This window comes from Pseudomonas uvaldensis (assembly GCF_021271205.1).
Lineage (GTDB): Bacteria > Pseudomonadota > Gammaproteobacteria > Pseudomonadales > Pseudomonadaceae > Aquipseudomonas > Aquipseudomonas uvaldensis.
The window spans coordinates 223,291-249,027 of record NZ_JAIWKS010000005.1 but is presented as its reverse complement, the minus strand read 5'-3'; the positions used below and the strand labels follow the sequence as shown (position 1 = coordinate 249,027).

General features: G+C 62.8%; 25 protein-coding genes. 8 read left to right on the top strand and 17 right to left on the bottom strand.

The window, feature by feature from the left end; translation table 11 throughout:
• Positions 1-91: 91 nt before the first annotated feature.
• From LCU97_RS13485 to LCU97_RS13445, 9 genes are all read right to left on the bottom strand, one after another.
• Entirely contained in the window at positions 92-415 is a 324-nt protein-coding gene (locus LCU97_RS13485) for a DUF3392 domain-containing protein (RefSeq protein ID WP_053148260.1), read from the bottom strand.
• Between the two features lie 18 nt (positions 416-433).
• Positions 434-1,633: a radical SAM family heme chaperone HemW gene (gene hemW / locus LCU97_RS13480; protein WP_232776770.1), complete on the bottom strand. Its 1,200-nt coding sequence runs from the start codon at positions 1,631-1,633 to the stop codon at positions 434-436.
• Entirely contained in the window at positions 1,630-2,226 is a 597-nt protein-coding gene (rdgB, locus tag LCU97_RS13475) for an RdgB/HAM1 family non-canonical purine NTP pyrophosphatase (RefSeq protein ID WP_053148256.1), read from the bottom strand. The genes hemW and rdgB overlap by 4 nt, the downstream gene beginning before the upstream one ends.
• Complete coding sequence (locus tag LCU97_RS13470; protein ID WP_053148254.1) at positions 2,223-2,657, bottom strand: DUF4426 domain-containing protein; 435 nt, start codon at positions 2,655-2,657, stop codon at positions 2,223-2,225. The genes rdgB and LCU97_RS13470 overlap by 4 nt, the downstream gene beginning before the upstream one ends.
• 24 nt (positions 2,658-2,681) lie before the next feature.
• Complete coding sequence (gene metW / locus LCU97_RS13465; protein ID WP_053148252.1) at positions 2,682-3,302, bottom strand: methionine biosynthesis protein MetW; 621 nt, start codon at positions 3,300-3,302, stop codon at positions 2,682-2,684.
• A 7-nt stretch (positions 3,303-3,309) separates the two neighbouring features.
• Positions 3,310-4,449, bottom strand: coding sequence for a homoserine O-succinyltransferase MetX (gene metX / locus LCU97_RS13460; protein WP_053148250.1), 1,140 nt, complete (start codon positions 4,447-4,449; stop codon positions 3,310-3,312).
• 217 nt (positions 4,450-4,666) lie between these two features.
• Positions 4,667-5,257: a YggT family protein gene (locus LCU97_RS13455; protein ID WP_232776768.1), complete on the bottom strand. Its 591-nt coding sequence runs from the start codon at positions 5,255-5,257 to the stop codon at positions 4,667-4,669.
• Positions 5,258-5,268: 11 nt separating this feature from the next.
• Positions 5,269-6,087 carry a pyrroline-5-carboxylate reductase gene (proC, locus tag LCU97_RS13450; protein ID WP_232776766.1) on the bottom strand — a complete coding sequence of 273 codons (819 nt, stop codon included), beginning with the start codon at positions 6,085-6,087 and terminating at the stop codon, positions 5,269-5,271.
• A 36-nt stretch (positions 6,088-6,123) separates the two neighbouring features.
• Positions 6,124-6,810, bottom strand: coding sequence for a YggS family pyridoxal phosphate-dependent enzyme (locus LCU97_RS13445; protein WP_053148244.1), 687 nt, complete (start codon positions 6,808-6,810; stop codon positions 6,124-6,126).
• Between the two features lie 56 nt (positions 6,811-6,866).
• Between LCU97_RS13445 and LCU97_RS13440 the strand changes: the two genes are divergently transcribed.
• Complete coding sequence (locus LCU97_RS13440) at positions 6,867-7,901, top strand: type IV pilus twitching motility protein PilT (protein ID WP_053148242.1); 1,035 nt, start codon at positions 6,867-6,869, stop codon at positions 7,899-7,901.
• A 111-nt stretch (positions 7,902-8,012) separates the two neighbouring features.
• On the opposite strand, the gene LCU97_RS13435 is transcribed toward LCU97_RS13440, so the two are convergent.
• The gene (locus LCU97_RS13435; protein ID WP_053148240.1) at positions 8,013-8,624 is read right to left on the bottom strand and encodes a C40 family peptidase; all 612 of its coding nucleotides are present in this window, start codon (positions 8,622-8,624) and stop codon (positions 8,013-8,015) included.
• Positions 8,625-8,871: 247 nt separating this feature from the next.
• Here LCU97_RS13435 and LCU97_RS13430 point away from each other — a divergent pair, with 247 nt between their 5' ends.
• The gene (locus LCU97_RS13430; RefSeq protein WP_232776764.1) at positions 8,872-9,300 is read left to right on the top strand and encodes an NINE protein; all 429 of its coding nucleotides are present in this window, start codon (positions 8,872-8,874) and stop codon (positions 9,298-9,300) included.
• A gap of 133 nt (positions 9,301-9,433) precedes the next feature.
• Here the strand turns inward: LCU97_RS13430 and LCU97_RS13425 are convergent, their stop codons facing one another.
• From LCU97_RS13425 to gshB, 7 genes are all read right to left on the bottom strand, one after another.
• Complete coding sequence (locus LCU97_RS13425; RefSeq protein WP_053148237.1) at positions 9,434-10,705, bottom strand: dihydroorotase; 1,272 nt, start codon at positions 10,703-10,705, stop codon at positions 9,434-9,436.
• A complete protein-coding gene (locus tag LCU97_RS13420; RefSeq protein ID WP_053148235.1) occupies positions 10,702-11,706 on the bottom strand; it encodes an aspartate carbamoyltransferase catalytic subunit in 1,005 nt (334 codons plus the stop codon). Before LCU97_RS13420 ends, LCU97_RS13425 begins: the two co-directional genes overlap by 4 nt.
• 24 nt (positions 11,707-11,730) lie before the next feature.
• Positions 11,731-12,237, bottom strand: coding sequence for a bifunctional pyr operon transcriptional regulator/uracil phosphoribosyltransferase PyrR (pyrR, locus tag LCU97_RS13415; RefSeq protein ID WP_053148233.1), 507 nt, complete (start codon positions 12,235-12,237; stop codon positions 11,731-11,733).
• Between the two features lie 82 nt (positions 12,238-12,319).
• A complete protein-coding gene (gene ruvX / locus LCU97_RS13410) occupies positions 12,320-12,757 on the bottom strand; it encodes a Holliday junction resolvase RuvX (protein WP_053148231.1) in 438 nt (145 codons plus the stop codon).
• Positions 12,757-13,326 (bottom strand): YqgE/AlgH family protein, encoded by a 570-nt coding sequence (locus tag LCU97_RS13405; protein WP_053148229.1) that lies wholly within the window; start codon positions 13,324-13,326, stop codon positions 12,757-12,759. Before LCU97_RS13405 ends, ruvX begins: the two co-directional genes overlap by 1 nt.
• Before the next feature lie 187 nt (positions 13,327-13,513).
• Positions 13,514-14,410, bottom strand: coding sequence for an energy transducer TonB (locus LCU97_RS13400; RefSeq protein WP_053148227.1), 897 nt, complete (start codon positions 14,408-14,410; stop codon positions 13,514-13,516).
• A 76-nt stretch (positions 14,411-14,486) separates the two neighbouring features.
• Positions 14,487-15,440 carry a glutathione synthase gene (gene gshB, locus LCU97_RS13395; RefSeq protein ID WP_232776763.1) on the bottom strand — a complete coding sequence of 318 codons (954 nt, stop codon included), beginning with the start codon at positions 15,438-15,440 and terminating at the stop codon, positions 14,487-14,489.
• A gap of 223 nt (positions 15,441-15,663) precedes the next feature.
• Between gshB and LCU97_RS13390 the strand changes: the two genes are divergently transcribed.
• The 6 genes from LCU97_RS13390 (at position 15,664) to LCU97_RS13365 (ending at position 25,708) form a co-directional block, all read left to right on the top strand.
• Entirely contained in the window at positions 15,664-16,092 is a 429-nt protein-coding gene (locus tag LCU97_RS13390; RefSeq protein WP_053148223.1) for a response regulator, read from the top strand.
• Between the two features lie 47 nt (positions 16,093-16,139).
• Positions 16,140-16,505, top strand: a complete 366-nt coding sequence (pilH, locus tag LCU97_RS13385; protein ID WP_053149649.1) for a twitching motility response regulator PilH — start codon at positions 16,140-16,142, stop codon at positions 16,503-16,505.
• A 10-nt stretch (positions 16,506-16,515) separates the two neighbouring features.
• Positions 16,516-17,055, top strand: a complete 540-nt coding sequence (locus tag LCU97_RS13380; RefSeq protein WP_053148221.1) for a chemotaxis protein CheW — start codon at positions 16,516-16,518, stop codon at positions 17,053-17,055.
• Positions 17,056-17,235: 180 nt separating this feature from the next.
• Positions 17,236-19,296 carry a methyl-accepting chemotaxis protein gene (locus tag LCU97_RS13375; protein ID WP_053148219.1) on the top strand — a complete coding sequence of 687 codons (2,061 nt, stop codon included), beginning with the start codon at positions 17,236-17,238 and terminating at the stop codon, positions 19,294-19,296.
• A 24-nt stretch (positions 19,297-19,320) separates the two neighbouring features.
• On the top strand, positions 19,321-25,227 hold the full coding sequence (locus tag LCU97_RS13370) for an Hpt domain-containing protein (protein WP_232776762.1): 5,907 nt from the start codon (positions 19,321-19,323) through the stop codon (positions 25,225-25,227).
• Positions 25,220-25,708 (top strand): chemotaxis protein CheW, encoded by a 489-nt coding sequence (locus LCU97_RS13365; protein WP_053148216.1) that lies wholly within the window; start codon positions 25,220-25,222, stop codon positions 25,706-25,708. The genes LCU97_RS13370 and LCU97_RS13365 overlap by 8 nt, the downstream gene beginning before the upstream one ends.
• The last annotated feature ends 29 nt before the right edge of the window (positions 25,709-25,737 follow it).

Here is a 25,737-nt window from a genome sequence, read left to right as displayed (position 1 = left end):
GGTATCAAGCTGGATCCGAGTCGCCTGAATCGCGAGCAAGCTTTGCTCCCACAGGCTCGCTCCCACAATTGTTTTTGCGGTGTGGCTGGGTTCAGCGCCGATCCGCCACCACCCCGATCAACACCAGCACCACCAACAATACCGGCGCCAGGCTGTAGTTGTTGAACTGGCTCAAGCCCCGAACCACCCACGGCGTGGCGTAGATCAGTGCCGCGCCGCTGCCGATCATGCACAGCAGGGCGATCAAGGGGACGCGCAAGGCTCCGGCGATGCTACCCAGGCGTTGCTCGATCCAACCCTTGATGTCGGCGCCAAACAACACCAGCAGGCAGCCTACCAATGCGAGGGAGATTTCCGACAGGTTGCTGCGGCTCCAGCGGGACACGGTGGCGAGCAGGTCGAGTACCAGATCCATTCGATTTCCTTGTGTTGATCAGCTCAGAAATTTCTGCAGCAAGTCGTTGAGAAACAGCTGTCCGCGCTCGGTCGCCGCCAGACGTGACGGTTCGACCTGCAACAACCCGCTTTGTTCGGCCTCGCGCCGGCCTTCGGCCAGGCTTTCCAGAGGTAACCCGGTACGCTGCGGATACAGCCGCGCCTCTACGCCTTCGGTCAGCCGCAGGGCATTCATCAGGAACTCGAAGGGCAGCTCTTCGTTGTTCAGGACTTTTTCGCCAGCCAGAAAGCGCTTGGCCGGGTTGAGGTAGTCTTTGGGCAAGCGAGTCTTCCAGGTGCGCACGATGCGCCCGTCCGGATGGCTGAGCTTGCCGTGGGCGCCGGCACCGATGCCGATGAAATCGCCAAAGCTCCAGTAGTTGAGGTTGTGCCGCGCCGCCCGGCCGGGCTGGGCATAGGCGGAGACTTCGTACTGTGCGTAACCCTGTTCGGCCAGCAGTGCCTGCCCCGCCTCCTGGATGTCCCACAGGGTGTCGTCTTCCGGCAGCGTTGGTGGCTGGTTCCAGAACACCGTGTTCGGCTCCAACGTCAGTTGGTACCAGGACAGGTGAGTCGGCTTCAAGGCGATGGCCTGGCGCAGGTCGCTCAGGGCGTCGTCGAGGGATTGGTCGGGCAGGCCGTGCATCAGGTCCAGGTTGAAGTTATCGAACCCGGCCTGGCGGGCCATGCCGGCGGCCCGCACGGCTTCGTCACCGTTGTGGATCCGGCCCAGGGCTTCGAGCTTGGCCTGCTGGAAACTCTGGATGCCAATGGACAGGCGATTGATGCCCAAGGCCCGGTACGCGACGAACTTCTCCTGCTCGAAGGTGCCGGGGTTGGCTTCCAGGGTAATCTCGATGTCCGGGGCGAAGGGTATTCGCGTCGCCACGCCTTCGAGCAGCCGACCCAGGGCCTGGGCGCTGAAGAGGCTTGGAGTGCCGCCGCCAAAGAAGATCGAGCTCAGTTGTCGGCCGTGTACTGCGTGCAGGTCCTGATCGAGGTCGGCCAGCAGGGCGTCGATGTATGCCTCTTCCGGCAGCTGTGCGCTGGCGGCGTGGGAGTTGAAATCGCAATACGGGCATTTACGCACGCACCACGGGATATGGACGTACAGCGCCAAGGGTGGCAACACCGGCAGCGGCGCCCTGGGCGCTTGTGCACCGCCGTGTATCAGCGGTGCGGGGGAATCATTGGTCATTGCAGACCCAGGCGTTGACGCAGCAGGGCCATGGCGCGGGCGCGGTGGCTAAGCTGGTTTTTTTCAACCGGGCCCAGCTCGGCGCTGGAACAGTTGCGCTCCGGCACCCAGAACAGCGGGTCGTAGCCAAAGCCGTGTTCGCCGCTGGCCTCGGTGAGGATGCGCCCATGCCACAAGCCTTCGCAGAGGATCGGCAGCGGGTCGTCGGCATGGCGTACCAGGGCCAGCACGCAAACGAACTGCGCGCCGCGCTCGGCTTCAGGCACGTCCTTGAGGGCTTCGAGTAGCTTGGCGTTGTTCGCCGCATCACCCTTGCCGTCGGCGTAGCGCGCCGAATAGATGCCCGGCGCGCCGCCGAGGAAATCCACCGCCAGCCCGGAGTCGTCGGCCAATGCCGGCAGGCCGGAAATACGCGCCGCGTTGCGGGCCTTGAGGATGGCGTTCTCGACGAAGGACAAACCGGTTTCTTCAGGCTCCACCTGGCTGAATTCGCCGATCGAGCGCAGCTGCACCGACCCGCCGAGCATGGCCTGGAGTTCCTTGAGTTTGCCGGCGTTGTGGCTGGCCAGTACGAGTTGGCTGAGGTTCATCATTGGCCGGGGAACAGTTCCTGGTTGAAATTGAGGGTGTTGACTTTGTCGCCGGTTTTCACAGCGACTTCAAAGGTACGAACTTCCTGTTGTTGTACAGGATACTGAGCGACGTAATAGAGCGCGTTCGGCTCGTCCACCTTTTTGAAGGTCAGCGGGATGCTGTTGCCGATGAGGTCCTTGATTGAGCCACTGACCTCGGCCTCCAGGGATTTGCCAGCCCGGAGCGCGGAAATAATGATTACGCCTTCCTTGCTGTCTCGGCTCAGTCCGGCTGCCTTGGCAGTTTCCGGCTTCAGAAAGGTGGAGTTGTAGGTGTTGTAATGCACAGTGATGTCACCAAACACCTCCATGCGTTCGGGCTTGATGACCTCGGCGGCCATGGCCATGACACTCAGACAGGCGGTAATGAGAAACAACGCTAGACGTTTCATGTCGTGCTCCTGATCAGGCGGGGGTTACACCGCGACCTGGTGGTCGGTGAGGCCTGGGCTGCTGACCCGATAAATGCCTATCTCACCTAATAGATTAGGCCATAGTTTACTGGCCCACCCATGGCGGTGCTGCTGGTCCACCGCCAGGCGGTCGATGACCTTGGCCTGGCGCTCGCGGCACAGTTCCTCGAAATCCTCGAAGGTACAGAAATGGATATTCGGCGTGTTGTACCAGGTGTAGGGCAGGAATTCCGACACTGGCATGCGGCCCTTGCTCGCCAGGTACCAGCGGCAGCGCCAGTGCCCGAAGTTGGGGAAGGTGATGATGCACTGGCGCCCGACCCGCAGCATTTCGTCGAGGATCCTGTCCGGGTAGTGCACCGCTTGCAGCGCCTGGGTCATGACCACGATGTCGAAGCTGTTGCTGGCGAAATTGCCCAGGCCCTTGTCCAGGTCCTGCTCGATGACATTGATCCCCTTGGCCACGCATTCGGCGATATTGTCCGGGTCGTTTTCCAGGCCATAGCCTGTGACTTGCTTGTTGTCCCGCAGCCAAGTCAGCAGTTCGCCGTTGCCGCAACCCAGGTCGAGCACACGGCTGCCGGCGGGGATCCATTCCTGGATGATTTCCAGATCGGCTCTCATGGCGTCCTCACAGCGTAATACGGTTCATGTAGTTGCCGAACGCCTGCAGATAGCGCGGGATCGGGATCAAGAAGGCGTCATGGCCCTGGGGGGCGTCGATTTCCAGATAGCAGACGTCCTTGCGCGCAGCCATCAACGCGTCCACCAGTTCCCGGGAGCGGGCGGGGGAGAAGCGCCAGTCGGTGGTGAACGACATCACGCAGAACTTGGCGGTGGCGCCTGCGAAGGTTTTCGCCAGGTCGTCGTTGAAGTTTGCCGCCGGGTCGAAGTAGTCCAGGGCCTTGGTCATCAACAGGTAGGTGTTGGCATCGAAACGCCCGGAGAACTCTTCGCCCTGATAGCGCAGGTAGCTTTCGACCTGGAACTCGACGCTGTGGAAGTCGTAGTTGAGCTTCTCGCTCTTGAGGCCTCGGCCGAATTTCTCGCCCATGGAGTCATCGGACAGGTAGGTGATGTGCCCGACCATCCGTGCCAGCATCAGCCCGCGCTTGGGAATCACGCCCTGTTCCTGGAACGAGCCGCCGTGGAATTCCGGGTCGGTGAGGATCGCCTGGCGCGCCACTTCGTTGAAGGCGATATTCTGCGCCGACAGCTTGGGGGCCGAGGCGATTGCCAGGCAATGGCGCACGCGGTCCGGGTAGGTGATGGTCCATTGCAGGGCCTGCATGCCACCCAGGCTGCCGCCGATGACGGCGGCCCACTGGGCGATGCCGAGCCGGTCGGCCAGACGGGCCTGGCTATGCACCCAGTCTTCCACGGTTAATACCGGGAATTCGGCCCCGAAGGGCTTGCCGGTGTCCGGATTGATGCTGCTGGGACCGGTGGAACCGTTGCAGCCGCCGAGGTTGTTCAGGCTCACCACGAAGAATCGATTGGTGTCGATGGGCTTGCCGGGGCCGATGCAACTGTCCCACCAGCCGGGCTTGCGGTCATCGACGCTGTGGTAGCCGGCGGCGTGGTGGTGACCCGACAAGGCATGGCAGATCAGCACGGCATTGCTGGCCGTGGCGTTGAGGCTGCCGTAGGTTTCGTAGATCAGGTCATAGGCTGGCAACGAACGGCCGCAGGCAAGGGCCAGGGGCTCGCTGAAATGCGCCATTTGCGGCGTCACCAGACCAACGGAATCGGGGGGAAAGACAGCTGGCATCGACCCTGCTCTCGTTGAAATGAGGCGTAAGTCTAAAGACCGCTGGGGCGGGCGGCAAGCAAAGGGCGGGGCTGATTCTCCGGTGAACGTAGACCCTGTGGGAGCAAGGCTTGCCCGCGATGGGGACGATGCGGTCTTTTGGGGACCGAGGTGCCTGTTTCGCGAGCAAGCTTTGCTCCCACAGAGAGAGGTGCTGACTGATCAGGCCGGTATCGGGTCAGATCAGCACCCGCAGGATCTCCGGCATCATGGTCACTGCCGCCAGGTTGTTGATCACCAGCATGTCGATCAGCTTGAGCACGATGAACGCCAGGATTGGCGAGATGTCCAGGCCGCCGAGGTTCGGCACGATGCGACGGAACGGTGCCAGGGCCGGCTCGCAGATCTGGTTTACCAGCTCGGCGCCCGGGTTGTGGCTGCCCGGCGCGACCCACGACAGGATCACGCTGATGATCAGGGCGAAGAAGAAGATCTTCAGAAACAACGCGGTCACGCCGATGATCGACCAGATCAGCAGCTGCAGCGGGTTACCAGTGGTGCCATAGGTCAACAGCAGGGTCAGGGCCATCAGCGCCATTTGTATCAGGATCGCCAGCAGCAACGACGACATGTCCAGGCCGAACAGGCTCGGGATAATCCTACGCAGCGGCTTGAGCAGCGGCTGGGTAGCCTTGACGACGAACTGGCACAGCGGATTGTAGAAGTTGGCGCGCACCAGCTGTAGCACGAAGCGCAGCAGCACGATCAACAGGTACAGGCTGCCAAGGGTTTGCAGCACATAGACCGCTGCGGTGTTCAATCCGATCATGAATGGCTCCTTTATTGGCCCAGTTGTTCGGCCATCTCGGCCGAGCGATGCGCGGCGGCGCCGAGTGCTTTTTCCACCAGGGCTTCAAAGCCCCCGGCCTGGAACGATTTGATCGCCGCTTCGGTGGTGCCGGCGGGCGAAGTCACGCGACGGCGCAGCTCGGCGGCGTCAACGTCACTGGACACCGCCATATGCGCGGCGCCGAGGGCGGTCTGCAGGGTGAGCCGAGCGGCGGTTTCCCGAGGCAGGCCAAGCTTCTCGCCAGCGGCGGTCATGGCTTCGATCAGCAGGAAGAAATACGCCGGCCCCGAGCCGGATACGGCGGTGACCGCGTCCAGTTGCTGTTCTCTCTCCAGCCACAGCGCCAGGCCCACGGCCGACAAGAGTTCTTCGGCCTGCTGGCGTTGTCCGGTAGAGACCTGCGGGGTCGCGAACAGACCGCTGACGCCCTGGCGCAGTAACGCCGGGGTGTTCGGCATACAACGTACGATCGGCTGGGCACCGAGCCAATTGTTCATGCTGGCGCAGGTGATGCCAGCGGCAATCGATACCACCAATTGATCAGGCTTGAGGCTCGGGCGAAGGGCTTCGCACACGGTTTTCATCGCCTGTGGCTTGACCGCCAGCACGACGACGTCGACGCCGTCGATGGCCTGGGCGTTGTCGGCGAAGGTTTCGATGCCGTGCTCGGCGCTCACTCGGGCGCGGGTCTCGTCACCGGGATCGCTGGCGCGGATCTGCGAGGCATCCAGGCCCTTGGCCCGCAGGCCGCCGATCAGGCTGGCGGCCATGTTGCCGGCGCCGATGAAGGCAATACGCGTGTTGCTCATGACAGGTCCTTGATTGAAGAGTTGAGTCGGCATGGGTTAACGGGTGCCGTAGTCGCGGGCGCCAAACAGGGCCGTGCCGATACGGACCCAGGTAGCGCCCTGGGCGATGGCGGATTCGAGGTCGTGGCTCATGCCCATGGACAGGGTGTCCAGTGGCAGGTCGAGGCTGGCTTGCAGGCGTTGGACAGTGGCAAAGGCAGTGTCCTGGGCCGTGCGATCTTCGGTTGGTTCAGGAATGGCCATCAGTCCACGCAGCCTCAGGCGCGGCAAAGCGCTGATGGCGTCGGCGAGGGCTGGCAGGTCCGTTGGGGTACAGCCGGATTTGCTGGCTTCGCCGCTGACGTTGACCTGGATGCAGATGTTCAGCGGCGGCAACTCGGCCGGGCGCTGTTCGGACAGGCGTTGGGCAATTTTCAAGCGATCCACGGAATGCACCCAGGCGAAATGTTCGGCGATAGCGCGTGTCTTGTTCGACTGAATGGGGCCGATGAAGTGCCAGATCAAGGGCAGGTCGGTCAGTTCGGCCTGCTTGCCCAGTGCCTCTTGCAGGTAGTTCTCACCGAAATCACGCAAGCCGGCGGCATAGGCTTCCCGCAGGGCCTGGGCGGGTTTTGTCTTGCTTACCGCCAGCAGCTGAACGCTGTGTTCGGCACGTTGGGCGGCTTGTTCCGCGGCGCGGATCCGTGAAACTACCTGGGCGATGTTGTCTGCTATGGTGGACATAAAGAAGCGCCAGCGGGTCTGAGGTTCGCGGCATTCTACTGGAATTGAGGAGCGCTATGGATATCACCGAACTGCTGGCGTTCAGCGCCAAACAGGGAGCGTCGGACCTGCATCTGTCCGCCGGGCTGCCGCCAATGATCCGCGTCGACGGCGATGTGCGCAGGATCAACCTGCCGGCACTGGACCACAAGCAGGTCCATGAGTTGATCTACGACATCATGAACGACCGGCAGCGAGTCGATTACGAAAAGCTTCTGGAAACCGATTTTTCCTTCGAAGTACCGGGTGTGGCACGGTTTCGCGTCAACGCCTTCAACCAGAATCGTGGGGCGGGAGCGGTGTTCCGGACCATTCCGTCGAAAGTCCTGACCATGGAAGACCTGGGGATGGGCGATGTGTTTCGCAAAGTGACCGAAGCGCCCCGGGGACTGGTGCTGGTGACCGGGCCAACCGGTTCGGGCAAGTCCACTACGCTGGCGGCGATGATCGATTACCTCAACACTCATAAGCATCACCATATCCTCACCATCGAAGACCCCATCGAATTTGTCCACGAACCGCGCAAATGCCTGATCAACCAGCGGGAAGTGCACCGCGACACCCAGGGTTTTTCCACGGCTCTGCGCTCGGCCCTGCGGGAAGATCCGGACGTGATCCTGGTGGGGGAGATGCGCGACCTGGAGACCATCCGCCTGGCGCTGACCGCTGCTGAAACCGGGCACCTGGTGTTCGGCACCCTGCACACCACTTCGGCGGCCAAGACCATCGACCGGGTGGTGGACGTGTTCCCGGGCGATGAAAAGTCCATGGTTCGCTCGATGCTGTCGGAGTCGCTGCAAGCGGTGATCTCCCAGACGCTGATCAAGAAGATCGGCGGCGGTCGCGTCGCGGCCCATGAAATCATGCTGGGCACGGCGGCGATCCGTAACCTGATCCGTGAAGACAAGGTGGCGCAGATGTACTCGGCCATCCAGACTGGCGGCTCGCTGGGAATGCAGACCCTGGACATGTGCTTGAAGGATCTGGTGAGCAAGGGGCTGATCAGCCGGGAGCATGCGCGGGAGAGGGCGCGCACGCCGGATAATTTCTAAGTAGGTTTCGAGGACGCTATCGCGAGCAGGCTCGCTCCCACAGAAGAGTGCATTCCCTGTGGGAGCGAGCCTGCTCGCGATGGGGCTATCGGCTGGGCCTTGAACGCTGGATCAGCGCTGAACGACTCGCATCCCCGCCGGCTCTTTCGGCAAGACCCGCTTGGCCACCACGTAATGGGTGTCCCAGTAGGGTTTGTTCAAATTGTCGATGGTCACCGACTTGCCACGACGCGGCGCATGGATAAAACGGTCGTTGCCCAGGTAGATCGCTACGTGATTGACCCGACGGCTTTTGAGCTTGAAGAAAATCAGGTCGCCGGGCTTGAGGTCCTTGCGATCGACTTTCTCGCCATGCCCGCTGGCCATTGCATTGGAGGTGCGTGGCAGATCGAAGGTGGCATCGTTGAAGGCATATTTCACCAGTCCACTGCAATCGAAACCCTTGCTCGGACTGCTGCCGCCCCAGCGATAAGGGGTGCCAAGCACATTCACGGCGCGGCTCAGGACAGTGCTGCTTGTCTTGGCGGCCATGGGCGGCACCAGCTTGCTGTTGGCGGTGCTCACACGCTGGGCGTTCTGCCGGTTCTTGCTCGAAGGAGCAGAAACATGGGATTTAGGTGTGAAGCCATTGATATTGGGAAGACGTTGCTCACGGTTGGTGGCGTGGGCGGCCAGGGGCAATAATAGGCAAAGGGTCAGCCATGTCTTGAAAAATGGACGCATTAGGCAGGGCTCATAAAGGTTAGCGCGCAACTTTATAACAGCTTTTTTTGCGATTCCGAGGCCGTTTGTCGATTCAAAAGGGCGCTAAAAAGCGGGTAATTGCGGCATTTTGTATGGATTGTCCGACAGAACCCCCGTATTCCGGGGCTTTCGCCGATTCGCATCATCAGGCACCGCTTGTCGGCTCGACACGAAAAAGTCACAAAAAGTCCCAACAAATTTATCTATCGAGGTAAAGAGACCATTCATGAACAACTATCAGCAGGGCACAGCGCACGATACACACAGCAAAGTCATCGGGTATCTGCTCTGGATTTTCGGTTTCACCGGTGCCCACCGCTTCTACTATGGCAAGCCGGTGACGGGCACGATCTGGTTCTTCACGCTGGGCTTGCTGGGCATTGGCTGGCTGATCGACCTGTTCCTGATACCGTCCATGGACCGCGAAGCGGACCTGCGCTTCACTCCGGGGCCGATCGAATACAGCGTGGCGTGGATCCTGCTGACGTTTCTCGGTGTTTTTGGTGTGCACCGCATGTATCAGGGCAAGTGGCTCAGCGGTATCGTCTACTTGCTGACCGGCGGGGTGTTCTTCCTGGGGGTGCTGTATGACTTCTGGACGCTGAACGATCAGGTGTCGATTCGTAATGCGCAGAAGCGAGGGGCTTTTCAGTAAGGCGGGAAGACCGAGTCGCCTGTATTCGCGAGCAAGCCCGCTCCCACATTTGATCATAGGGTGCTCACAAGATATGTGATCACTGAAGATCCAGTGTGGGAGCGGGCTTGCTCGCGAAGCAGGCGACGCGGTATCAGGCCTGGTGGGTAATCCGTCCATCCATCAAGGTATAACGCACCACACCCGGCAGGCTGTGACCGAGGAACGGGCAGTTGTCACCCTTGGAGCGCCAGGCTTCGCCGGCCACGGTCGATGCGCACGGGTCGAACAGGACCAGGTCCGCCGCCGCGCCGACGGCCAGTTTGCCAGCCGGCAGCTCCAGCGCCTGGGCCGGGCCGGTGCTCAGGCGAGCCAGCAGGGTCGGCAGGTCCAGCAAGCCGTCTTCCACCAATGTCAGGGCCAGCGGTAGCAACAATTCGACGCTGCTGATGCCAGGCTCCGTGGCACCGAACGGCGCCAGCTTGGCATCGCGCTCGTGGGGCTGGTGATGGCTGGCAATGGCCGAGATCACGCCGGACTTCACGGCTTCACGCAGGCCATCCCGGTCGGCGCGGGTGCGCAGGGGCGGTTGGACGTGATAGACGCTGTTGAAGTCGATCAGCGCTTCGTCGGTCAGGATTAACTGGTACAGCGCCACATCAGCGGTGACCGGCAGACCACGAGCCTGGGCCTGGGCGATCAGCGCCGCGCCACGAGCGCTGGTGAGCTGGCTGAAGTGGGCGCGCACGCCGCTCTGTTCCACCAGCAGCAGGTCCCGGGCCAGGGCCACGGTCTCGGCGGTTTCCGGAATGCCGGGCAGGCCGAGGAAACTGGCGGTCGGGCCTTCGTGGGCCAGCCCGCCGTCGGCCAGGTCATTATCCTGCGAGTTGAAGATCACCGTCAGGCCGAAGGTCGCCGCGTATTCCAGGGCGCGACACAGCGTGCGGGTGTTGCGGAAGTTGTTCAAGCCGTTGCCGAAGGCCACGCAACCGGCGTCACGCAGGGCGATGAGTTCGGCCAGTTGCTCGCCTTCCAGGCCTTTGCTCAAGGCGCCAATGGGGAACACCTTGGTGTTGCCGGCTTCGCGGGCGCGGTCGAGGATCAGTTCGGCCACGGCCGACGTGTCCAGGACCGGTTTCGTCCGTGGCGGGCAGCACAGGCTGGTCACGCCACCGACGGCGGCAGCGTGTGTCTCGCTGACAATGGTGCCTTTGCGACTGTAGCCGGGCTCGCGCAGGGCGACGTTCAGGTCTACCAGACCGGGCGCGGCCACCAGACCCCGGGCATCGAGGGTCTGGGCGGCAGTGAAGCCGGCCGGTGCGGCGCCAAGCGCGGCGATCTTGCAGGCATCGATATGAATGTCGGTCACTTGATCCAGGCCGCTGGCCGGATCGATCACGCGTGCGCCGAGAATGCTGAGTTTCACTGGGCGTTCTCCTGGTCGAGTTGGCGCTGGGCCGTTTGTCCGCTCATGGCCATGGAGAGCACGGCCATGCGAATGGCGATGCCGTAGGTCACTTGGTTGAGGATCACTGAATGCGGACCGTCGGCCACTGCCGACTCGATCTCTACGCCTCGGTTGATCGGTCCCGGGTGCATGACGATGGCGTCGGGCTTGGCCCCGGCCAGTCGGGCGGTGGTCAGGCCGAACAGGCGGTAGAACTCGCCTTCGCTGGGCAACAGGCCGCCGGTCATGCGTTCACGTTGCAGGCGCAGCATGATCACCACGTCCACGTCCTTGAGGCCTTCGGTCATGTCGGTGTAGACCTTCACGCCGTATTGCTCGACGCCAATGGGCAGCAGGGTCTTGGGTGCAATCACCCGGATGTCCGGGCAGCCGAGGGTCTTGAGGGCCAGCATGTTGGAGCGGGCCACCCTGGAGTGCAGGATGTCGCCGACGATGGCCACCGAGAGATTCTCGAAGCCGCCCTTGTGGCGGCGGATGGTGAGCATGTCCAGCATGCCTTGGGTCGGGTGGGCGTGACGGCCGTCGCCGCCATTGATGATCGCCACCTGCGGGCAGACATGTTCGGCAATGAAATGCGCCGCCCCGGAATCGCCGTGACGCACCACGAACATGTCCGCAGCCATGGCTTCGAGGTTGCGCAGGGTATCGAGCAGGGTCTCACCCTTGCTCGCCGAAGACGTGGACACGTTGAGGGTGATCACGTCCGCCGACAGCCGCTGGGCGGCCAGCTCGAAGGTTGTGCGGGTGCGGGTGGAGTTTTCGAAGAACACGTTGCACACGGTCTTGCCGCGCAGCAACGGGACTTTCTTCACCGCCCGGGCGCCGACCTCGAGGAACGAGTCGGCAGTGTCGAGAATTTCCGTCAGCAGCTCGCGGCGCAGGCCGTCGAGGGACAGGAAGTGCCGCAGCTGGCCCTGATCGTTGAGCTGCAGCGGGCGCTTGGTTTCGAGAGGCGTCATCGCGATGGACTCTTACAAGGGCAGTTAAAGGGCAAGGTCTTGCAGTTCGAGTTGCAGCGGCGTCGGGCCCAAGAGCTTGACCCGCTCGTGAGCGGCCAGCGTCAGCGTCGCGCCGACCACGTTCGGGCGAATCGGCAGTTCGGCGGCGTCCAGGTCCAGCAGGCAGACCAGGGTCACGCTGGCCGGGCGGCCATAGTCGAACAACTCGTTCATGGCGGCGCGGATGGTTCGGCCGCTCATCAGAACGTCGTCGATCAGCACCAGGTGCTGGCCCTCGATCTCGAAGGGTAGCGCCGAAGGACGCACTTGCGGATGCAGGCCGTTCTGACTGAAGTCGTCGCGGTAGAAGGATACATCCAGGGTGCCCAGGGGCGACTGGCTGCCCAATACTTCGAGCAAGGCCTGGGCGACCCACACGCCACCGGTGCGAATACCGATATAGCGCGGCTCGCTGATGCCGCGTTGTTCCAGGTGTGCCTTGAGACGGATCGCCATCTGACTGATCAGTTCGGCAGGATTGGGCAGGCTCATGCTGGCTCCTTCAGGTTTCCGGGCCGGTGTGAGTGGCGCGGTTCATCGCTAAAAGAAAGCGCCTTGGCGGCGCTTTCGAAAATCAGGTATCGAACAGGGCGGTATTGGCATCGAGCCAGCCCTGCAACAGCAGGGCGGCGGCGATGGCGTCCACCGGGTTGTCGCGGTAACTGCCTTTCTGCCCCCCGCGCCCTTGGCGCTCGCCCTTGGCTTCGAACGTGGTGAGGCGTTCGTCGTGGGTATAGAAAGGCAGGTTGAAACGGCCGTTGAGCCGGCGGGCGAACTTTTCGGCGCGTACGCACATGTCGCTGGGCGTGCCGTCCATGTTCAGTGGCAGGCCGACCACCACGGCATCGGGTTTCCATTCCTTGATCAGCGCTTCGACCTGATTCCAGTCCGGCACCCCGTTCTGCGCCTTCAGCGTGCACAGCTCGCGGGCCTGCCCGGTCACGACCTGGCCGACCGCGACGCCGATCTGTTTGGTGCCGTAATCGAATCCCAGCAGCAAACGCAGGGCCATCAGGCGTGGCCTGCCTGACTGGTCAGCAGGCTGAGGTTGATACCCAGCCGGCTGGCCGCCGCTTCCAGGCGCAGTTCGCTGCTGGTATTGAACAGGATGTCGGCGTCGAACGGGCAGGTCAGCCAAGCGTTGTCGGCGAGTTCGGCTTCCAGCTGCCCGGCTTCCCAACCGGCATAACCGAGGGCGATCAGGCTTTTTTCCGGGCCGACGCCATCGGCAATGGCGAACAGTACGTCCTGGGAGGTGGAAAGCGATATGCCATCAAGCTCCACGGTGGCCTGATAACTCTGTCCCGACGGATGGAGCACGAAGCCGCGGTCAGTCTGTACCGGGCCACCGATGAAAATCGGGACGTGCTGGCACAACAATGGCGGCTCTACTTCGGGGCGCAACTGCTCGAGAATGTCCGCCAGGTTGAGCTCCTGCGGCCGATTGATCACTAGCCCCATGGCGCCATTGGCCGTGTGCTCGACGATGTAGGTCAAGGTGTGGGCAAAGTTCGGATCGGCCATGTGCGGCATGGCAATCAGGAAATGATGCTTGAGGTAGGTGGGGCTGACATTTTTCATAGGCGCTAGTGTGGCGGTGCAGGGCGGAACTGACAAGCTGGGGATGTGCAGGAAATGCAGCAGTGGGTCCTCATCCCGCTGTGGGAGCGGGCTTGCTCGCGAAGGGGCCAGGACAGTCAATGGCTATCTTGTGACTGGGCCACCGTCTTCGCGGGCAAGCCCGCTCCCACAAAGGTTTTGCGGTGGATCAGTTGCTCGAAAGCCGGTCACCCCGGGCAAATTTCCAGGTGCGAATGATTTCCAGGCGGTCGATGTCCGACAGGTCCCCGGTAAACGGCGCGAATGGCGCGGCCAGGCGCACGATGCGCTGGGCCGCCTGGTCCAGCAATGGCTGGCCGGAAGACTCCAGCACCAGCACTTCATACAAGGAACCGTCGCGGTTGATCGAGACCATCAGCCGCAGGTTGCCGTAGATCTGCTTGCGTCGGGCTTCGTCGGGGTAATTGAGGTTGCCGATGCGCTCGACTTTCTTGCGCCACTCATCCTTGTACCAGGCGCCCTTGTCGCGCATGGTCGAGGCGGCGCTCAAGCGGTGAATGCGCGGGCGCTTGGCATAGAGCTGCTGTTCCTGGGCCAGTTCGGCTTCCAGGCTGGCGATGTCGCTGGACAACTGGGCGCTGTCGAAGGTCGGCGTCGGGGCCTTGGGCTTGGGATCGGGCTTGACCTCTTCCTTGACCGGGGCTTTTTTCGGCTTCGGTGCCACAGTGGTCACGGCCGCCTTGGGCGCGGTTTCCTGCACTTCGGGCTTGGCTGCCGGCGCAGGGGTGGCCTTTTGCACTTGATTGTCCTGGAAGGGTGCGATCTCGGTGGTCTTGGGGGTCGCCTTCTTTTCCAGGGTGCCGCTGCCCTGCTGGTTATCCTGGGCCAGGAAGTCCGCCTGCTTGGGCTTGGTTTCGCTCTTGAAGGTGGCCAGGGTGATTTCCAGGGTCTGGCTGATCTGCTTGGGTTCGACCGTGGCAAACCCGACGCCCAGCAGCAGGGCCAGGTGGATCAGCGCTGCCAGGAACAAGGTAAAACCAAGGCGATCGGCCGGGCGCACGCCGCGATGGGCGAGTTCTTGGGGCAGATCGGATGGGAGGGTCATGACAAGGAAACCAGCATCGCGTTTTTTTCAGGCCGGGCATGATAACGCAATGTCGGTTTCCTTCATCAGATCCGGATCAACGAGCCTTGAGCTTCTGATCGATGGCATCCATCAGCAGGCCGCCGATGTCGGTGCCGAAGGCGTTGTCGATCTCGCGGATGCAGGTCGGGCTGGTGACGTTGATTTCCGTCAGGTGTTCGCCGATCACGTCCAGGCCCACGAACAGCAGGCCTTTTTCCCGCAGGGTCGGACCGACCTGGGCGGCGATCCAGCGGTCTTTCTCGGTCAGCGGTCGCGCTTCGCCCCGACCACCGGCCGCCAGGTTGCCACGGGTTTCGCCGGCCGCCGGGATGCGTGCCAGGCAATAGTCCACCGGCTCGCCGTCGATCATCAGGATGCGCTTGTCGCCGTCGACGATGGCCGGCAGGTACGCCTGGATCATGATCTGCTGCTGGCCGTGCAGAGTCAGGGTTTCCAGGATCACCGACAGGTTCGGATGGCCGGCGGTGTGGCGGAAGATCGAAGACCCGCCCATGCCATCCAGCGGCTTGAGGATCACGTCGCCGTGATGGTCGGCGAATTCTCGCAGTACATCCGGGCGCCGGCTGACGATGGTGGGGGGCGTGCAGTGCGGGAACAGTGTGGCGAACAGCTTTTCGTTGCAGTCGCGCAGGCTCTGGGGTTTGTTGACTACCAGCACGCCGGCGCTTTCGGCTTGTTCCAGCAGGTAGGTGGAGTACACGAACTCCATGTCGAAAGGCGGATCCTTGCGCATCAGGATCACGTCCAGATCGCTCAGCAATGCATCGCTTTCGGCGCCCAGTTCGAACCATTTCTCCGGGTTGGCGAAGACTTTCAGCGGCTTCATCCGCGCCCGCGCCTGGCCTTCGGCCTGGTAGAGATCGCGCTGCTCCATATAGAACAGCTCCCAGCCGCGCTTTTGGGCGGCCAGCAGCATGGCCAGCGAGCTATCCTTTTTGTAGGAAATGCTGGCAATAGGGTCCATGACAATGCCGACGCGTACGCTCATGGCTTGGTTCCTCGAAATCTGATGGACACGAATGATGTAAAAAAGTGGCGTCAGAGTGGCGCCCGGAGAATTGGCGGTCAAGGAAAAACCATCGCACCGAGCGGCCGATAGCCCGGCGCCGGAGACTGTGCTAAAAAGGCTGCCATGTGGCGCGCGGGCCTTGAACATCAAGGGCTTGCGCCGTCGGTCGCATTTACGCGTAAAAAACCGGTTCGCAGTGGCAATGGCAGAGCATCTTACGCAACAACAACCCAGCGCCTTGAAGGTCATGGTCATCGACGACTCGAAGACCATCCGCCGCACCGCCGAAACCTTGCTGCGCAACGTGGGTTGCGAAGTGATCACGGCTGTCGACGGCTTCGATGCCCTGGCCAAGATTACCGACCATCATCCGGGCATCATCTTTGTCGACATCATGATGCCGCGTCTGGACGGTTATCAGACCTGCGCCCTGATCAAGAACAACAGTGCGTTCAAGGCCACGCCGGTGATCATGCTGTCGTCCCGCGATGGCCTGTTCGACAAGGCCAAGGGACGCATCGTCGGTTCCGATCAGTTTTTGACCAAGCCTTTCAGCAGGGAAGAACTGCTGGGCGCGATACAGGCCCATGTCCCGGGCTTTGCCGCCGTCCAGCCGCACCAGGCACATTAAATGACGCTCGGCCGTTGGGCCTGGGGTCGACAAGAATGGGGAACACCATGGCACGAATTCTGATCGTCGATGATTCGCCGACCGAAATGTACAAGTTGACCGGCATGCTGGAAAAGCACGGCCATCAGGTCCTGAAAGCCGAGAACGGCGCCGACGGCGTGGCCCTGGCGCGCCAGGAAAAGCCCGACGCTGTGCTGATGGACATCGTCATGCCGGGCCTCAATGGTTTCCAGGCGACACGCCAGCTCACCAAGGACCCTGAAACCGGCCATATCCCGGTGATCATCATCACCACCAAGGACCAGGACACCGACAAGGTCTGGGGCACGCGCCAGGGCGCAAAGGATTACCTGACCAAGCCGGTGGACGAAGACACCCTGATCAAGACCCTCGACAACGTACTGGCGGGTTGACGCCGCGGCCATGAGCCCATCCCTGACCGCATTCGAACTGTTGGCGCAGATTGACCGGCGCTGCCGGTCGCTGGCCGCGGACCTGCCGTCCCAGCCGATCCTGCGCCACAACTGGAGTGGCATCGGCTTTCGCCTGGGCGAGCACTGGTACGTGGCCCCCATGGACGAAGTCAGCGAAGTGCTGCATGAGCCGCGCCATACGCATCTGCCCGGGGTCAAGCCATGGGTGCGCGGCGTGGCTAACCTACGTGGCCGGCTGTTGCCCTTGATGGACCTGTGCGGTTTTTTCGGTCATGAACTGTCGGCCGTGCGCAAGCAAAGGCGGGTGCTGGTGGTGGATCACGACGAGATATTTGCCGGGTTGCTGGTGGACGAAGTCCTCGGGCTGCAGCATTTCGCGCAGGACAGCCTGGAGCCCACGCCTGTTGGCGATCTCGACGGGCCGGAAGCGGTTTTCGTCAAGGGCCGGTTTCGCGGCGAGCGGCAGTGGCAGGTGTTCAGTCCTTTCGCATTGACGCGGTCGGCGGGGTTCATGGATGTGGCGATTTAACAGATACAGCGCAGCCTCCTGTGGGAGCGAGCCTGTGGGAGCAAAGCTTGCTCGCGATGCAGACGCCTCGGTCGGCAGCAAACCGTGTTGTCATCATCGCGGGCAAGCCTTGCTCCCACAGAGCCGCCCTGAGGTCAGTCACCCATGGCGAGTTGGATTGGGCAGTACAGGCGAGAACCGATGATCAAAGCAAGCACAGGCAAGCCACTGGAAGCGTCGCGCAGTCGTTCGCAGATCATCGTGCTGTTCGTCGCGCTGATCGTCTTCATCATGCTGTTGTTCGCCAATTTCGCCTACCTCAATACCCAGTCCACCTACGACAAGCAGTACATCGGCCATGCCGGCGAGTTGCGCGTGCTGTCCCAGCGCATTGCCAAAAACGCCACCGAGGCCGCCGCTGGCAAGGCTGCGGCATTCAAGCTGTTGAGCGACGCCCGCAACGATTTCGCCCAGCGTTGGGGGTATCTCAAGCAAGGCGACCCGGTGACTGGACTGCCGCCGGCGCCCTCGACCCTGCGGCCCCAGTTGCGCGCCGTGCAACTGGACTGGGAGCGCCTGCTCAAGAACACCGATGCCATCCTGTCCAGTGAGCAGACCGTGCTGTCGTTGCACCAGGTGGCGGCGACCCTGGCCGAAACCGTGCCGCAGTTGCAGGTCGAGTACGAGAAAGTCGTCGAAATCCTGTTGCAACGTGGCGCGCCCGCCGGCCAGGTGGCCATGGCCCAACGTCAGTCGCTGCTGGCCGAACGCATTCTTGGCGCCGTGAACACCGTATTGGCGGGGGATGAGAACGCCAGCCAGGCCGCCGACACCTTCGGCCGCGATGCCGCACGTTTCGGCCAGGTACTCAACGGCATGCTGCAAGGTGATCCAACCTTGAAGATTTCCCAGGTCCAGGACCGCGACGCCCGGGCACGCCTCACTGAAATCAGCGAGCTGTTCGAGTTCGTTTCGGGCTCGGTGGACGAAATTCTCGAGACTTCGCCGGAGCTGTTCAAGGTCCGCGAATCGGCTGGCAATATCTTCAACCTGTCACAGACCCTGCTCGACGAAGCCTCGCACTTGACCACGGCACTGGAGAACCTCGCCGCAGGCCGCTCCGTCCACACCATCGGTGGCTACGTGCTGGGCCTGCTGGCGCTGACGTCGATCATCCTGATCGGCCTGGTCATGGTCCGTGAAACCAATCGCCAACTGCACGAAACCGCGCAGAAGAACGAGCGCAACCAGAACGCGATCATGCGTCTTCTGGACGAAATCGCCGACCTGGCCGACGGTGACCTGACTGTCACGGCATCGGTTACCGAGGACTTCACCGGTACCATCGCCGACTCCATCAATTATTCGGTGGACCAACTGCGTGACTTGGTCGCCACCATCAATCTCACCGCCGGCCAGGTCGCCGCGGCGGTCCAGGAAACCCAGGCCACCGCCATGCACCTGGCCCAGGCTTCCGAACACCAGGCCCAGCAAATCAGCGAAGCTTCGACTTCAATCAATGAAATGGCTCAGTCCATCGACCAGGTTTCGGCCACCGCCGCCGAGTCGTCGGCGGTGGCCGAGCGCTCCGTGGAGATCGCCAACAAGGGCAACGAGGTGGTGCACAACACCATTCATGGTATGGACAATATCCGCGAGCAGATCCAGGACACCGCCAAACGCATCAAGCGCCTGGGCGAGTCTTCCCAGGAAATCGGCGACATTGTCAGCCTGATCGACGACATCGCCGACCAGACCAACATCCTGGCCCTCAACGCCGCCATCCAGGCGTCCATGGCCGGCGATGCCGGGCGCGGGTTCGCGGTGGTGGCCGACGAGGTGCAGCGGCTGGCGGAGCGTTCTTCCGCGGCAACCCGGCAGATCGAAACGCTGGTGCGGGCGATCCAGGCCGACACCAACGAAGCGGTGATTTCCATGGAGCAGACCACCAGCGAAGTGGTGCGCGGCGCCCGCCTGGCCCAGGATGCCGGTGTGGCCCTGGAGGAAATCGAAGGCGTGTCCAGGACCCTCGCGGCGCTGATCCAGAGCATTTCCAACGCAGCGCGACAACAAACCACCTCGGCGGGGCAGATTTCCCTGACGATGAACGTGATCCAGCAGATCACCACGCAGACATCGTCCGGCTCAACTGCTACCGCCGAGAGCATCGGTAACCTGGCGAAGATGGCCAGCCAACTGCGTCGTTCGGTGTCGGGGTTCACCTTGCCGGCAGCGCCCGAATTGGACGAGGACAAGGTGTGACGGTTCTGTCGATTGGGAGTGGTTATGGGTGATCGGCACGACTACGTGGCCCTGGAATGGGTCAAGGGCGAGATTGCCGAAACGCTGAAGCAGGCCCATCTGGCCCTCAACCGCCTGGTGGAGGATCCGCAGGCGTCGGATGCCCTCGGCCAATGCCTGGCTTGTATTCATCAGGTCCACGGCGGCCTGCAGATGGTCGAGTTCTACGGCGCGGCGTTGCTGGCCGAAGAGATGGAGCAACTGTGTGCCGCCTTGCGCAACAACAGCGTTGCTCATCGCGACGAGGCCATCAGCCTGTTGAGTCAGGCCCTCGGGCAGTTGCCGATGTACCTGGATCGCGTCCAGGGCGCGCGTCGCGACTTGCCGCTGGTGGTGCTGCCGCTGATCAACGACCTGCGCAGCGCCCGGGGCGAGGGCCTGCTGTCGGAAACCAGTCTGTTCAGTCCCGAGCTGCCGGAAATCGCACCACTCAGCGACGCGGCCCTGAAGCGGCTCGAACCGCCGGAGCTGCCCAACACGTTACGCAAGCTGCGCCAGACCCTGCAGATGGCCCTGGTAGGTCTGTTGCGCGAACAGGACGACGCCACACACCTGGGCTACCTGACCAAAGTCTTCCACCGCCTGGAAGGGCTGTGTGCCGGGGCGCCGCTCAATGCATTGTGGCAGGTGGCCTCGGCGCTGGTCGAAGGCATGCGCGAGGGGCGCATCGCCAACAGCCCGGCGCTGCGCAGCCTGTTCAAGGAAGCCGACAAGGAGCTCAAACGCCTGCTGGAGCAGGGCATGCCGGGCATCAATCAACCGGCGCCGCCCCATTTGCTCAAGAGCTTGTTGTTCTATATTGCCAAGGCTGAACATCCCAGCGGGCAGATGCAGATCATGAAAGAACGCTACTCACTGGAAGACGCGCTACCCGACAGCGCCATGGTCGACGAAGAACGTGCGCGCCTGGCGGGCCCCGACCGCGATGCCATGCGTTCGGTACTCACCGCACTTTGTGAAGAACTGGTGCGCGTCAAGGAGCGGCTGGACCTGTTCGTGCGCAGCGACCGCCAGCACGCCTCGGAGCTGGACAGCCTGCTGGCGCCCCTGCGGCAGATCGCCGATACCCTGGCGGTGCTCGGTTTCGGTCAGCCGCGCAAGGTCATCATCGATCAGTTGGCGGTGGTCCTGAGCCTCGCCCAAGGCCAGCGCGAACCCGATGACGCGACCCTCATGGACGTCGCCGGCGCCTTGCTCTACGTCGAGGCCACCCTGGCCGGCATGGTCGGCACCGTCGAGCCCGAAAGCCCTGAAGACAACCCGCTGCCCACCACCGACCTGACCCAGATCCACCAGATCGTCATCAAGGAAGCCCACACCTGCCTGCAGCAGGCCAAGGACATGATCGTCGACTACATCGAGGCCGACTGGAACAGCGAGCAGCTACAGGGCTTGCCCGCCTTGCTGACCCAGGTGCGCGGCGCGCTGGCGATGATTCCCCTGGGGCGCGCCGCCGGCCTGGTGGAAGCCTGCAACGGTTTCATCCGCGATCATCTGCTGCTGGAGCGGGCCCAGCCGGGGTGGGAAGAACTCGATCACCTCGCCGATGTGATCAGCGGTCTCGAATACTATCTGGAGCGCTTGAGCGACGATCCGCAGAATCCCGGTGAGTCGCTGCTCGATGAGGTGGAGCGAAGCCTGGCGGCCCTCGGTTATTTCCCCGACGAAGCCCGGGTGCCATTGCTCGACGATGTGCTGAGCCCCAACGAGGCGCAGCTCATGCAGGACCTGCAGGAGCTGGATGATCCGCAGACCGTGCAGTCCCTGGCCGAGGTGCTGGCCAGTCCGGTCTCGGCGGTCAACCCCCCGGCGCGTAGCACGCCGGGCAGCCTGTTGCCGCCGCCGGTGGACGAACACCCGGTGGACGACGAGTTGCGCGAAGTCTTCCTGGAAGAAGCCGAGGAAGTGCTGGAGGTGCTGCGCGAGTACCTGCCCCGGTGGACGGCGCGACCCGACGATCAAGGCATCCTGGGTGAACTGCGCCGGGCCTTTCATACCCTCAAGGGCAGTGGTCGCATGGTCCGGGCACTGGTGTTGGGGGAATTGGCGTGGGCGGTGGAGAACCTGCTCAACCGCGTGCTGGAACGCAGCGTCGAGCCGGGAGCCTCGGTACAACGGTTGGTCGACGACACGGTGCAACTGCTCCCCGGCCTGGTGGCTGAGTTCGCCGACCATCGCCAGCGCCAGCGCGACGATGTCGACCGTCTGGCTGCCCGCGCCCATGCCCTTGCCAGGGGCTGCGACGAGGAGGATGAGGACCAGCGGGACGTGGCCGCCCTCGACCCTTTGCTGTTGAAAATCTTCGACAACGAAGCCCAGGGCCATCTCGCCAGCTTGCGGCGCTTTCTCGACCAGGCCGTCGAACACATGCCGTTGCAGGCGGGCGATGAATTGCATCGGGCCTTGCACACCCTCAAGGGCAGTGCGTTCATGGCCGGCGTGCTGCCCATCGCCGAACTGGCGGGGACGATGGACCAGCTCGCCCGGGAATTCCGGGCGCACCTGATTGCCCTCGACCTCGATGAGGTGGAATGTCTGCTGGAGGCCGAGGGCCTGCTGCGCCTGGGGCTGCGCCAGCTGCAAAGCGATCCGCTGGCGCCGATTCCCGGCGCCGAGGACCTGATCCAGCGAACCCAGGCCCTGTTGGCCGAGCGCCTGCGGGCGGCGCTCAACGCACCAGACAAAGGCCTGCGGCCCAAGCGGGATCCGCAACTGATCAATGATTTCCTCGCCCAGGGCATGGACATTCTGTTGGATGCCGAAAGCCTGTTGCAGCGTTGGCAGGAGCATCCCGGCCAAGGCCAGGAGCTGAGTGCGCTGCTGGACGAATTGACCACCCTCGGTGAAGGCGCGCACCTGGCCGAGCTGCATCCGATGGATGAGCTGTGCGAAGCCTTGCTCGACCTCTATGGCGCGGTGGAGGAAAGCAGCCTGGCGGTCAACGATGAATTTTTCCAGCAAGCGCAACTCGCCCATGAGGCGTTGGTCGACATGCTCGATGAATTGGCGGCCGGGCAACAGGTCCATCCGCAGCCCGAGCGGGTGCAGGCCTTGCGTCGCTTGCTCGAGGCAGGTCTCGATCCGTCGGCCACGGGCCTGATCCGCAGCGACGGTAGCCGGACCCTGAGCATCCGCGAACTGGGCGATGCGATGACCGAGCTGGAACGTGACGATGCGGCCGTGGACGACGACATCACCTCGATCTTCCTCGAGGAGGCCCAGGACATCCTGGAAAGCGCCGCCCAGGCCCTGCAACGCTGGCTGGCCGATCCGGACAACGGCGCGCCACTGTCCTCGCTGCAACGGGACCTGCATACCCTCAAGGGCGGTGCCCGGATGGCCGATATCCGGCCGGTGAGCGACCTGGCCCAGGAGCTGGAAAACCTTTATGAAGGGTTGGTGGACCGCCGCTACAGTTACAGTGACGAGTTGGCGCAACTGCTCAACAGCAGCCATGAGCGCCTTGAGCTGCTGCTCGGGCAATTGCAGCAGGGCCAAGTGTTGGGCGATCCCGTTTCGCTGATCGACGCCATCCGCAGGTTCCGCCAGGACAAACCGCACGTCGTCGAGGCAAGCGGAGTGACCCAGGGCGACGGCACCCATCATGATCCCGAGCTGCTGGAGATCTTCCTCGAGGAAGGCTTCGACATCCTCGACAGTTCCGGCGCGGCGTTGCTGCGCTGGCAGGCCGAGCCGTCGAACCGCCAGGCCGTCGAAACCCTGTTGCGCGACCTGCATACCCTCAAGGGGGGGGCGCGGATGGTGGAAATCGGTCCCATCGGCGATCTCGCTCACGAACTGGAAAACCTCTACGAGGGGTTGTCGGCAGGTCTGCTGCAAGCGACCCCGACGCTGTTCACGCTGCTGCAAAGCAGCCATGACCGGCTGGCGCACATGCTCGACGCGGTGCGGGCCGGCCAGCCCTGTCCGCCGGCGGACCGCCTGATCGCGCAGATCCAGGCGGTCAACCAGCCACAGGCAAGCCCGGCGCCCGAAGCCGCGGTTGTGCCGGTTCCTGCTCCGATCCCCGCGCCTGCCAAGCCTGAGCCGGGCGCGTCGGGCGAAGGCGCGGACATGGTCAAGGTCTCCGCCGAACTGCTGGACGACCTAGTGAACCTGGCGGGGGAGGCTTCGATCTTTCGTGGTCGTATCGAACAGCAGGTCAATGACGCGCGGGTGGCTTTGGGCGAGATGGAAACCACCATCGAGCGCATGCGCGATCAATTGCGGCGCCTCGACACCGAAACCCAGGGACGGATCCTCAGTCGCCAGCAGGTAGAAGCTGAGCGGCTGGGCTACGAAGATTTCGACCCGTTGGAAATGGACCGCCATTCCCAGTTGCAGCAGTTGTCCAGGGCACTGTTCGAATCCGCTTCGGACCTGCTCGACCTCAAGGAAACCCTGGACCAGGGTAATCACGACGCGGAAAACCTGCTGCAACAGCAAGGCCGTATCAACACCGAACTCCAGGAAGGCCTGATGCGCACGCGCATGGTGCCGTTCGAGCGCATGCTGCCGCGCCTCAAACGCATCGTCCGGCAGGTGGCCCAGGAACTGGGCAAGGATGTGGAGTTCGTGGTCGATAACGCCGAAGGCGAGATGGACCGCAATGTACTGGAACGCATGGCCGCGCCGCTGGAGCATATGTTGCGCAACGCCGTCGATCATGGCCTGGAACCCGCCGATGTGCGCATCGCCGCCGGCAAACCGGCGCGCGGCCGCATCAGCCTCGAACTTTCACGGGAAGGCGGCGACATCATTTTCGACATCCGCGACGATGGCGCCGGCGTGCCCCTGGAGGCGGTGCGGAACAAGGCGATCAAGCGTGGACTGCTGGCGCCGGACAGTGACATCAGCGACCGCGATGTCTTGCAGTTCATCCTGCAGCCGGGTTTTTCCACCGCTGAGAAAATTACCCAGATCTCCGGGCGCGGCGTCGGCATGGACGTGGTCCATGAAGAGGTGCGGCAACTGGGCGGCAGCATGATGATCGATTCCACGGCGGGGCAGGGCGTGCATTTCCGTATTCGCCTGCCGTTTACCGTGGCGGTCAACCGGGCACTGATGGTGCAGTGTCATGAAGACCAGTACGCGATCCCGCTCAACACCATCGAAAGCATTGTGCGGGTGCTGCCCGCCGAGCTGGATGCCTATTACCAACTCGATCCGCCGGTCTACACCTACGCCGGGCAACGCCATGAGTTGTACTACTTGGGCGAAGTACTGAAGACTGGCGCCCGTGCCAAGCTGCTGGGCCAGAGCCAGCCCTTGCCGCTGCTGCTGATGCAGTGCAATGAGCGGCATGTCGCGGTGCAGGTGGACGCGACCCTTGGGACTCGGGAAATCGTGGTCAAAAGTCTAGGCCCGCAATTCTCTTCGGTGCAGGGACTGTCCGGCGCGACCATCCTGGGGGACGGCCGGGTGGTGCTCATCCTCGACTTGCTGGCGCCGATCCGCGCCTTGCCTGGCCAGACCCCACGGCGCCAGGCACTGGCCGAAGGTGACGGCGAACATCAACGGCCGCTGCTGGTGCTGGTGGTGGACGATTCGGTGACGGTGCGCAAGGTCACCAGTCGCTTGCTGGAGCGCCACGGCATGCATGTGCTTACCGCCAAGGACGGGGTGGATGCCATGGCCTTGCTGAGCGAACACTCCCCGGACCTGATGCTGCTGGACATCGAAATGCCGCGCATGGACGGTTTTGAAGTGGCGACCCAGGTGCGCAACGACCCGCGCCTGGCACACCTGCCGATCATCATGATCACGTCCCGTACGGGCCAGAAACACCGCGATCGGGCCATGGCCATCGGCGTCAACGACTACCTGGGCAAGCCGTATCAGGAATCGGTACTGCTCGAGAGCATTGCCCACTGGAGCAGAACCCATGCATGAAGACCGGACCCGTTACCTCACCGGTCTGCTGCTGCCTCTGTCCGATCGGCATCTGGTGTTGCCCAACGTCGCGGTGGCCGAGCTGATCGACTACCAGAGCAGCGCCTTCGATATGGACACCCCGCCGTGGTTCCTGGGCTGGGTCAGCTGGCGCGAACGGCAGATCCCGCTACTGAGCTTCGAATCGGCCTGCGGCCAGAAAACCATGATCGGCGAACGAGCGCGCATCGTCGTGCTCAACGCCCTGGGCGGCCGCCCCGAACTGAAGTTCATCGCACTGCTGGTACAAGGCATCCCGCGCTCCCACAAGCTCGATAGTCAACTGAGCTATGTGGATGTGCCGTTGTGCGGATTGGAACAAGCGGCGGTGCAGGTTGGGGATCATGTGGCGAAGGTGCCGGATCTGCTGGCGTTGGAAGAGCTGGTAATCGCCGCCGGGTTGGTGCAGATCATTACTCCAACCGTAACGATCCACCGCTGAGCTTGATTGATGCACCCACCATGACACTC

Bases quoted from the DNA above. Each gene is read 5' to 3' on its own strand.
- LCU97_RS13370 (WP_232776762.1), top strand. From the start codon at position 19,321: ATGGGTGATCGGCACGACTACGTGGCCCTGGAATGGGTCAAGGGCGAG.
- ruvX (WP_053148231.1), bottom strand. From the start codon at position 12,757: ATGGCCCTGCGTTTGCTGCTGGGATTCGATTACGGCACCAAACAGATC.
- gshB (WP_232776763.1), bottom strand. From the start codon at position 15,440: ATGAGCGTACGCGTCGGCATTGTCATGGACCCTATTGCCAGCATTTCC.
- LCU97_RS13470 (WP_053148254.1), bottom strand. From the start codon at position 2,657: ATGAAACGTCTAGCGTTGTTTCTCATTACCGCCTGTCTGAGTGTCATG.
- pyrR (WP_053148233.1), bottom strand. From the start codon at position 12,237: ATGAGCCTGCCCAATCCTGCCGAACTGATCAGTCAGATGGCGATCCGT.
- LCU97_RS13430 (WP_232776764.1), top strand. From the start codon at position 8,872: ATGAACAACTATCAGCAGGGCACAGCGCACGATACACACAGCAAAGTC.
- metW (WP_053148252.1), bottom strand. From the start codon at position 3,302: ATGAGAGCCGATCTGGAAATCATCCAGGAATGGATCCCCGCCGGCAGC.
- LCU97_RS13420 (WP_053148235.1), bottom strand. From the start codon at position 11,706: ATGACGCCTCTCGAAACCAAGCGCCCGCTGCAGCTCAACGATCAGGGC.
- pilH (WP_053149649.1), top strand. From the start codon at position 16,140: ATGGCACGAATTCTGATCGTCGATGATTCGCCGACCGAAATGTACAAG.
- LCU97_RS13485 (WP_053148260.1), bottom strand. From the start codon at position 415: ATGGATCTGGTACTCGACCTGCTCGCCACCGTGTCCCGCTGGAGCCGC.
- LCU97_RS13455 (WP_232776768.1), bottom strand. From the start codon at position 5,257: ATGATCGGATTGAACACCGCAGCGGTCTATGTGCTGCAAACCCTTGGC.
- LCU97_RS13375 (WP_053148219.1), top strand. From the start codon at position 17,236: ATGATCAAAGCAAGCACAGGCAAGCCACTGGAAGCGTCGCGCAGTCGT.
- LCU97_RS13440 (WP_053148242.1), top strand. From the start codon at position 6,867: ATGGATATCACCGAACTGCTGGCGTTCAGCGCCAAACAGGGAGCGTCG.
- LCU97_RS13390 (WP_053148223.1), top strand. From the start codon at position 15,664: ATGGCAGAGCATCTTACGCAACAACAACCCAGCGCCTTGAAGGTCATG.
- LCU97_RS13400 (WP_053148227.1), bottom strand. From the start codon at position 14,410: ATGACCCTCCCATCCGATCTGCCCCAAGAACTCGCCCATCGCGGCGTG.
- rdgB (WP_053148256.1), bottom strand. From the start codon at position 2,226: ATGATGAACCTCAGCCAACTCGTACTGGCCAGCCACAACGCCGGCAAA.
- LCU97_RS13435 (WP_053148240.1), bottom strand. From the start codon at position 8,624: ATGCGTCCATTTTTCAAGACATGGCTGACCCTTTGCCTATTATTGCCC.
- LCU97_RS13445 (WP_053148244.1), bottom strand. From the start codon at position 6,810: ATGTCCACCATAGCAGACAACATCGCCCAGGTAGTTTCACGGATCCGC.
- metX (WP_053148250.1), bottom strand. From the start codon at position 4,449: ATGCCAGCTGTCTTTCCCCCCGATTCCGTTGGTCTGGTGACGCCGCAA.
- hemW (WP_232776770.1), bottom strand. From the start codon at position 1,633: ATGACCAATGATTCCCCCGCACCGCTGATACACGGCGGTGCACAAGCG.
- LCU97_RS13405 (WP_053148229.1), bottom strand. From the start codon at position 13,326: ATGAAAAATGTCAGCCCCACCTACCTCAAGCATCATTTCCTGATTGCC.
- LCU97_RS13365 (WP_053148216.1), top strand. From the start codon at position 25,220: ATGCATGAAGACCGGACCCGTTACCTCACCGGTCTGCTGCTGCCTCTG.
- proC (WP_232776766.1), bottom strand. From the start codon at position 6,087: ATGAGCAACACGCGTATTGCCTTCATCGGCGCCGGCAACATGGCCGCC.
- LCU97_RS13380 (WP_053148221.1), top strand. From the start codon at position 16,516: ATGAGCCCATCCCTGACCGCATTCGAACTGTTGGCGCAGATTGACCGG.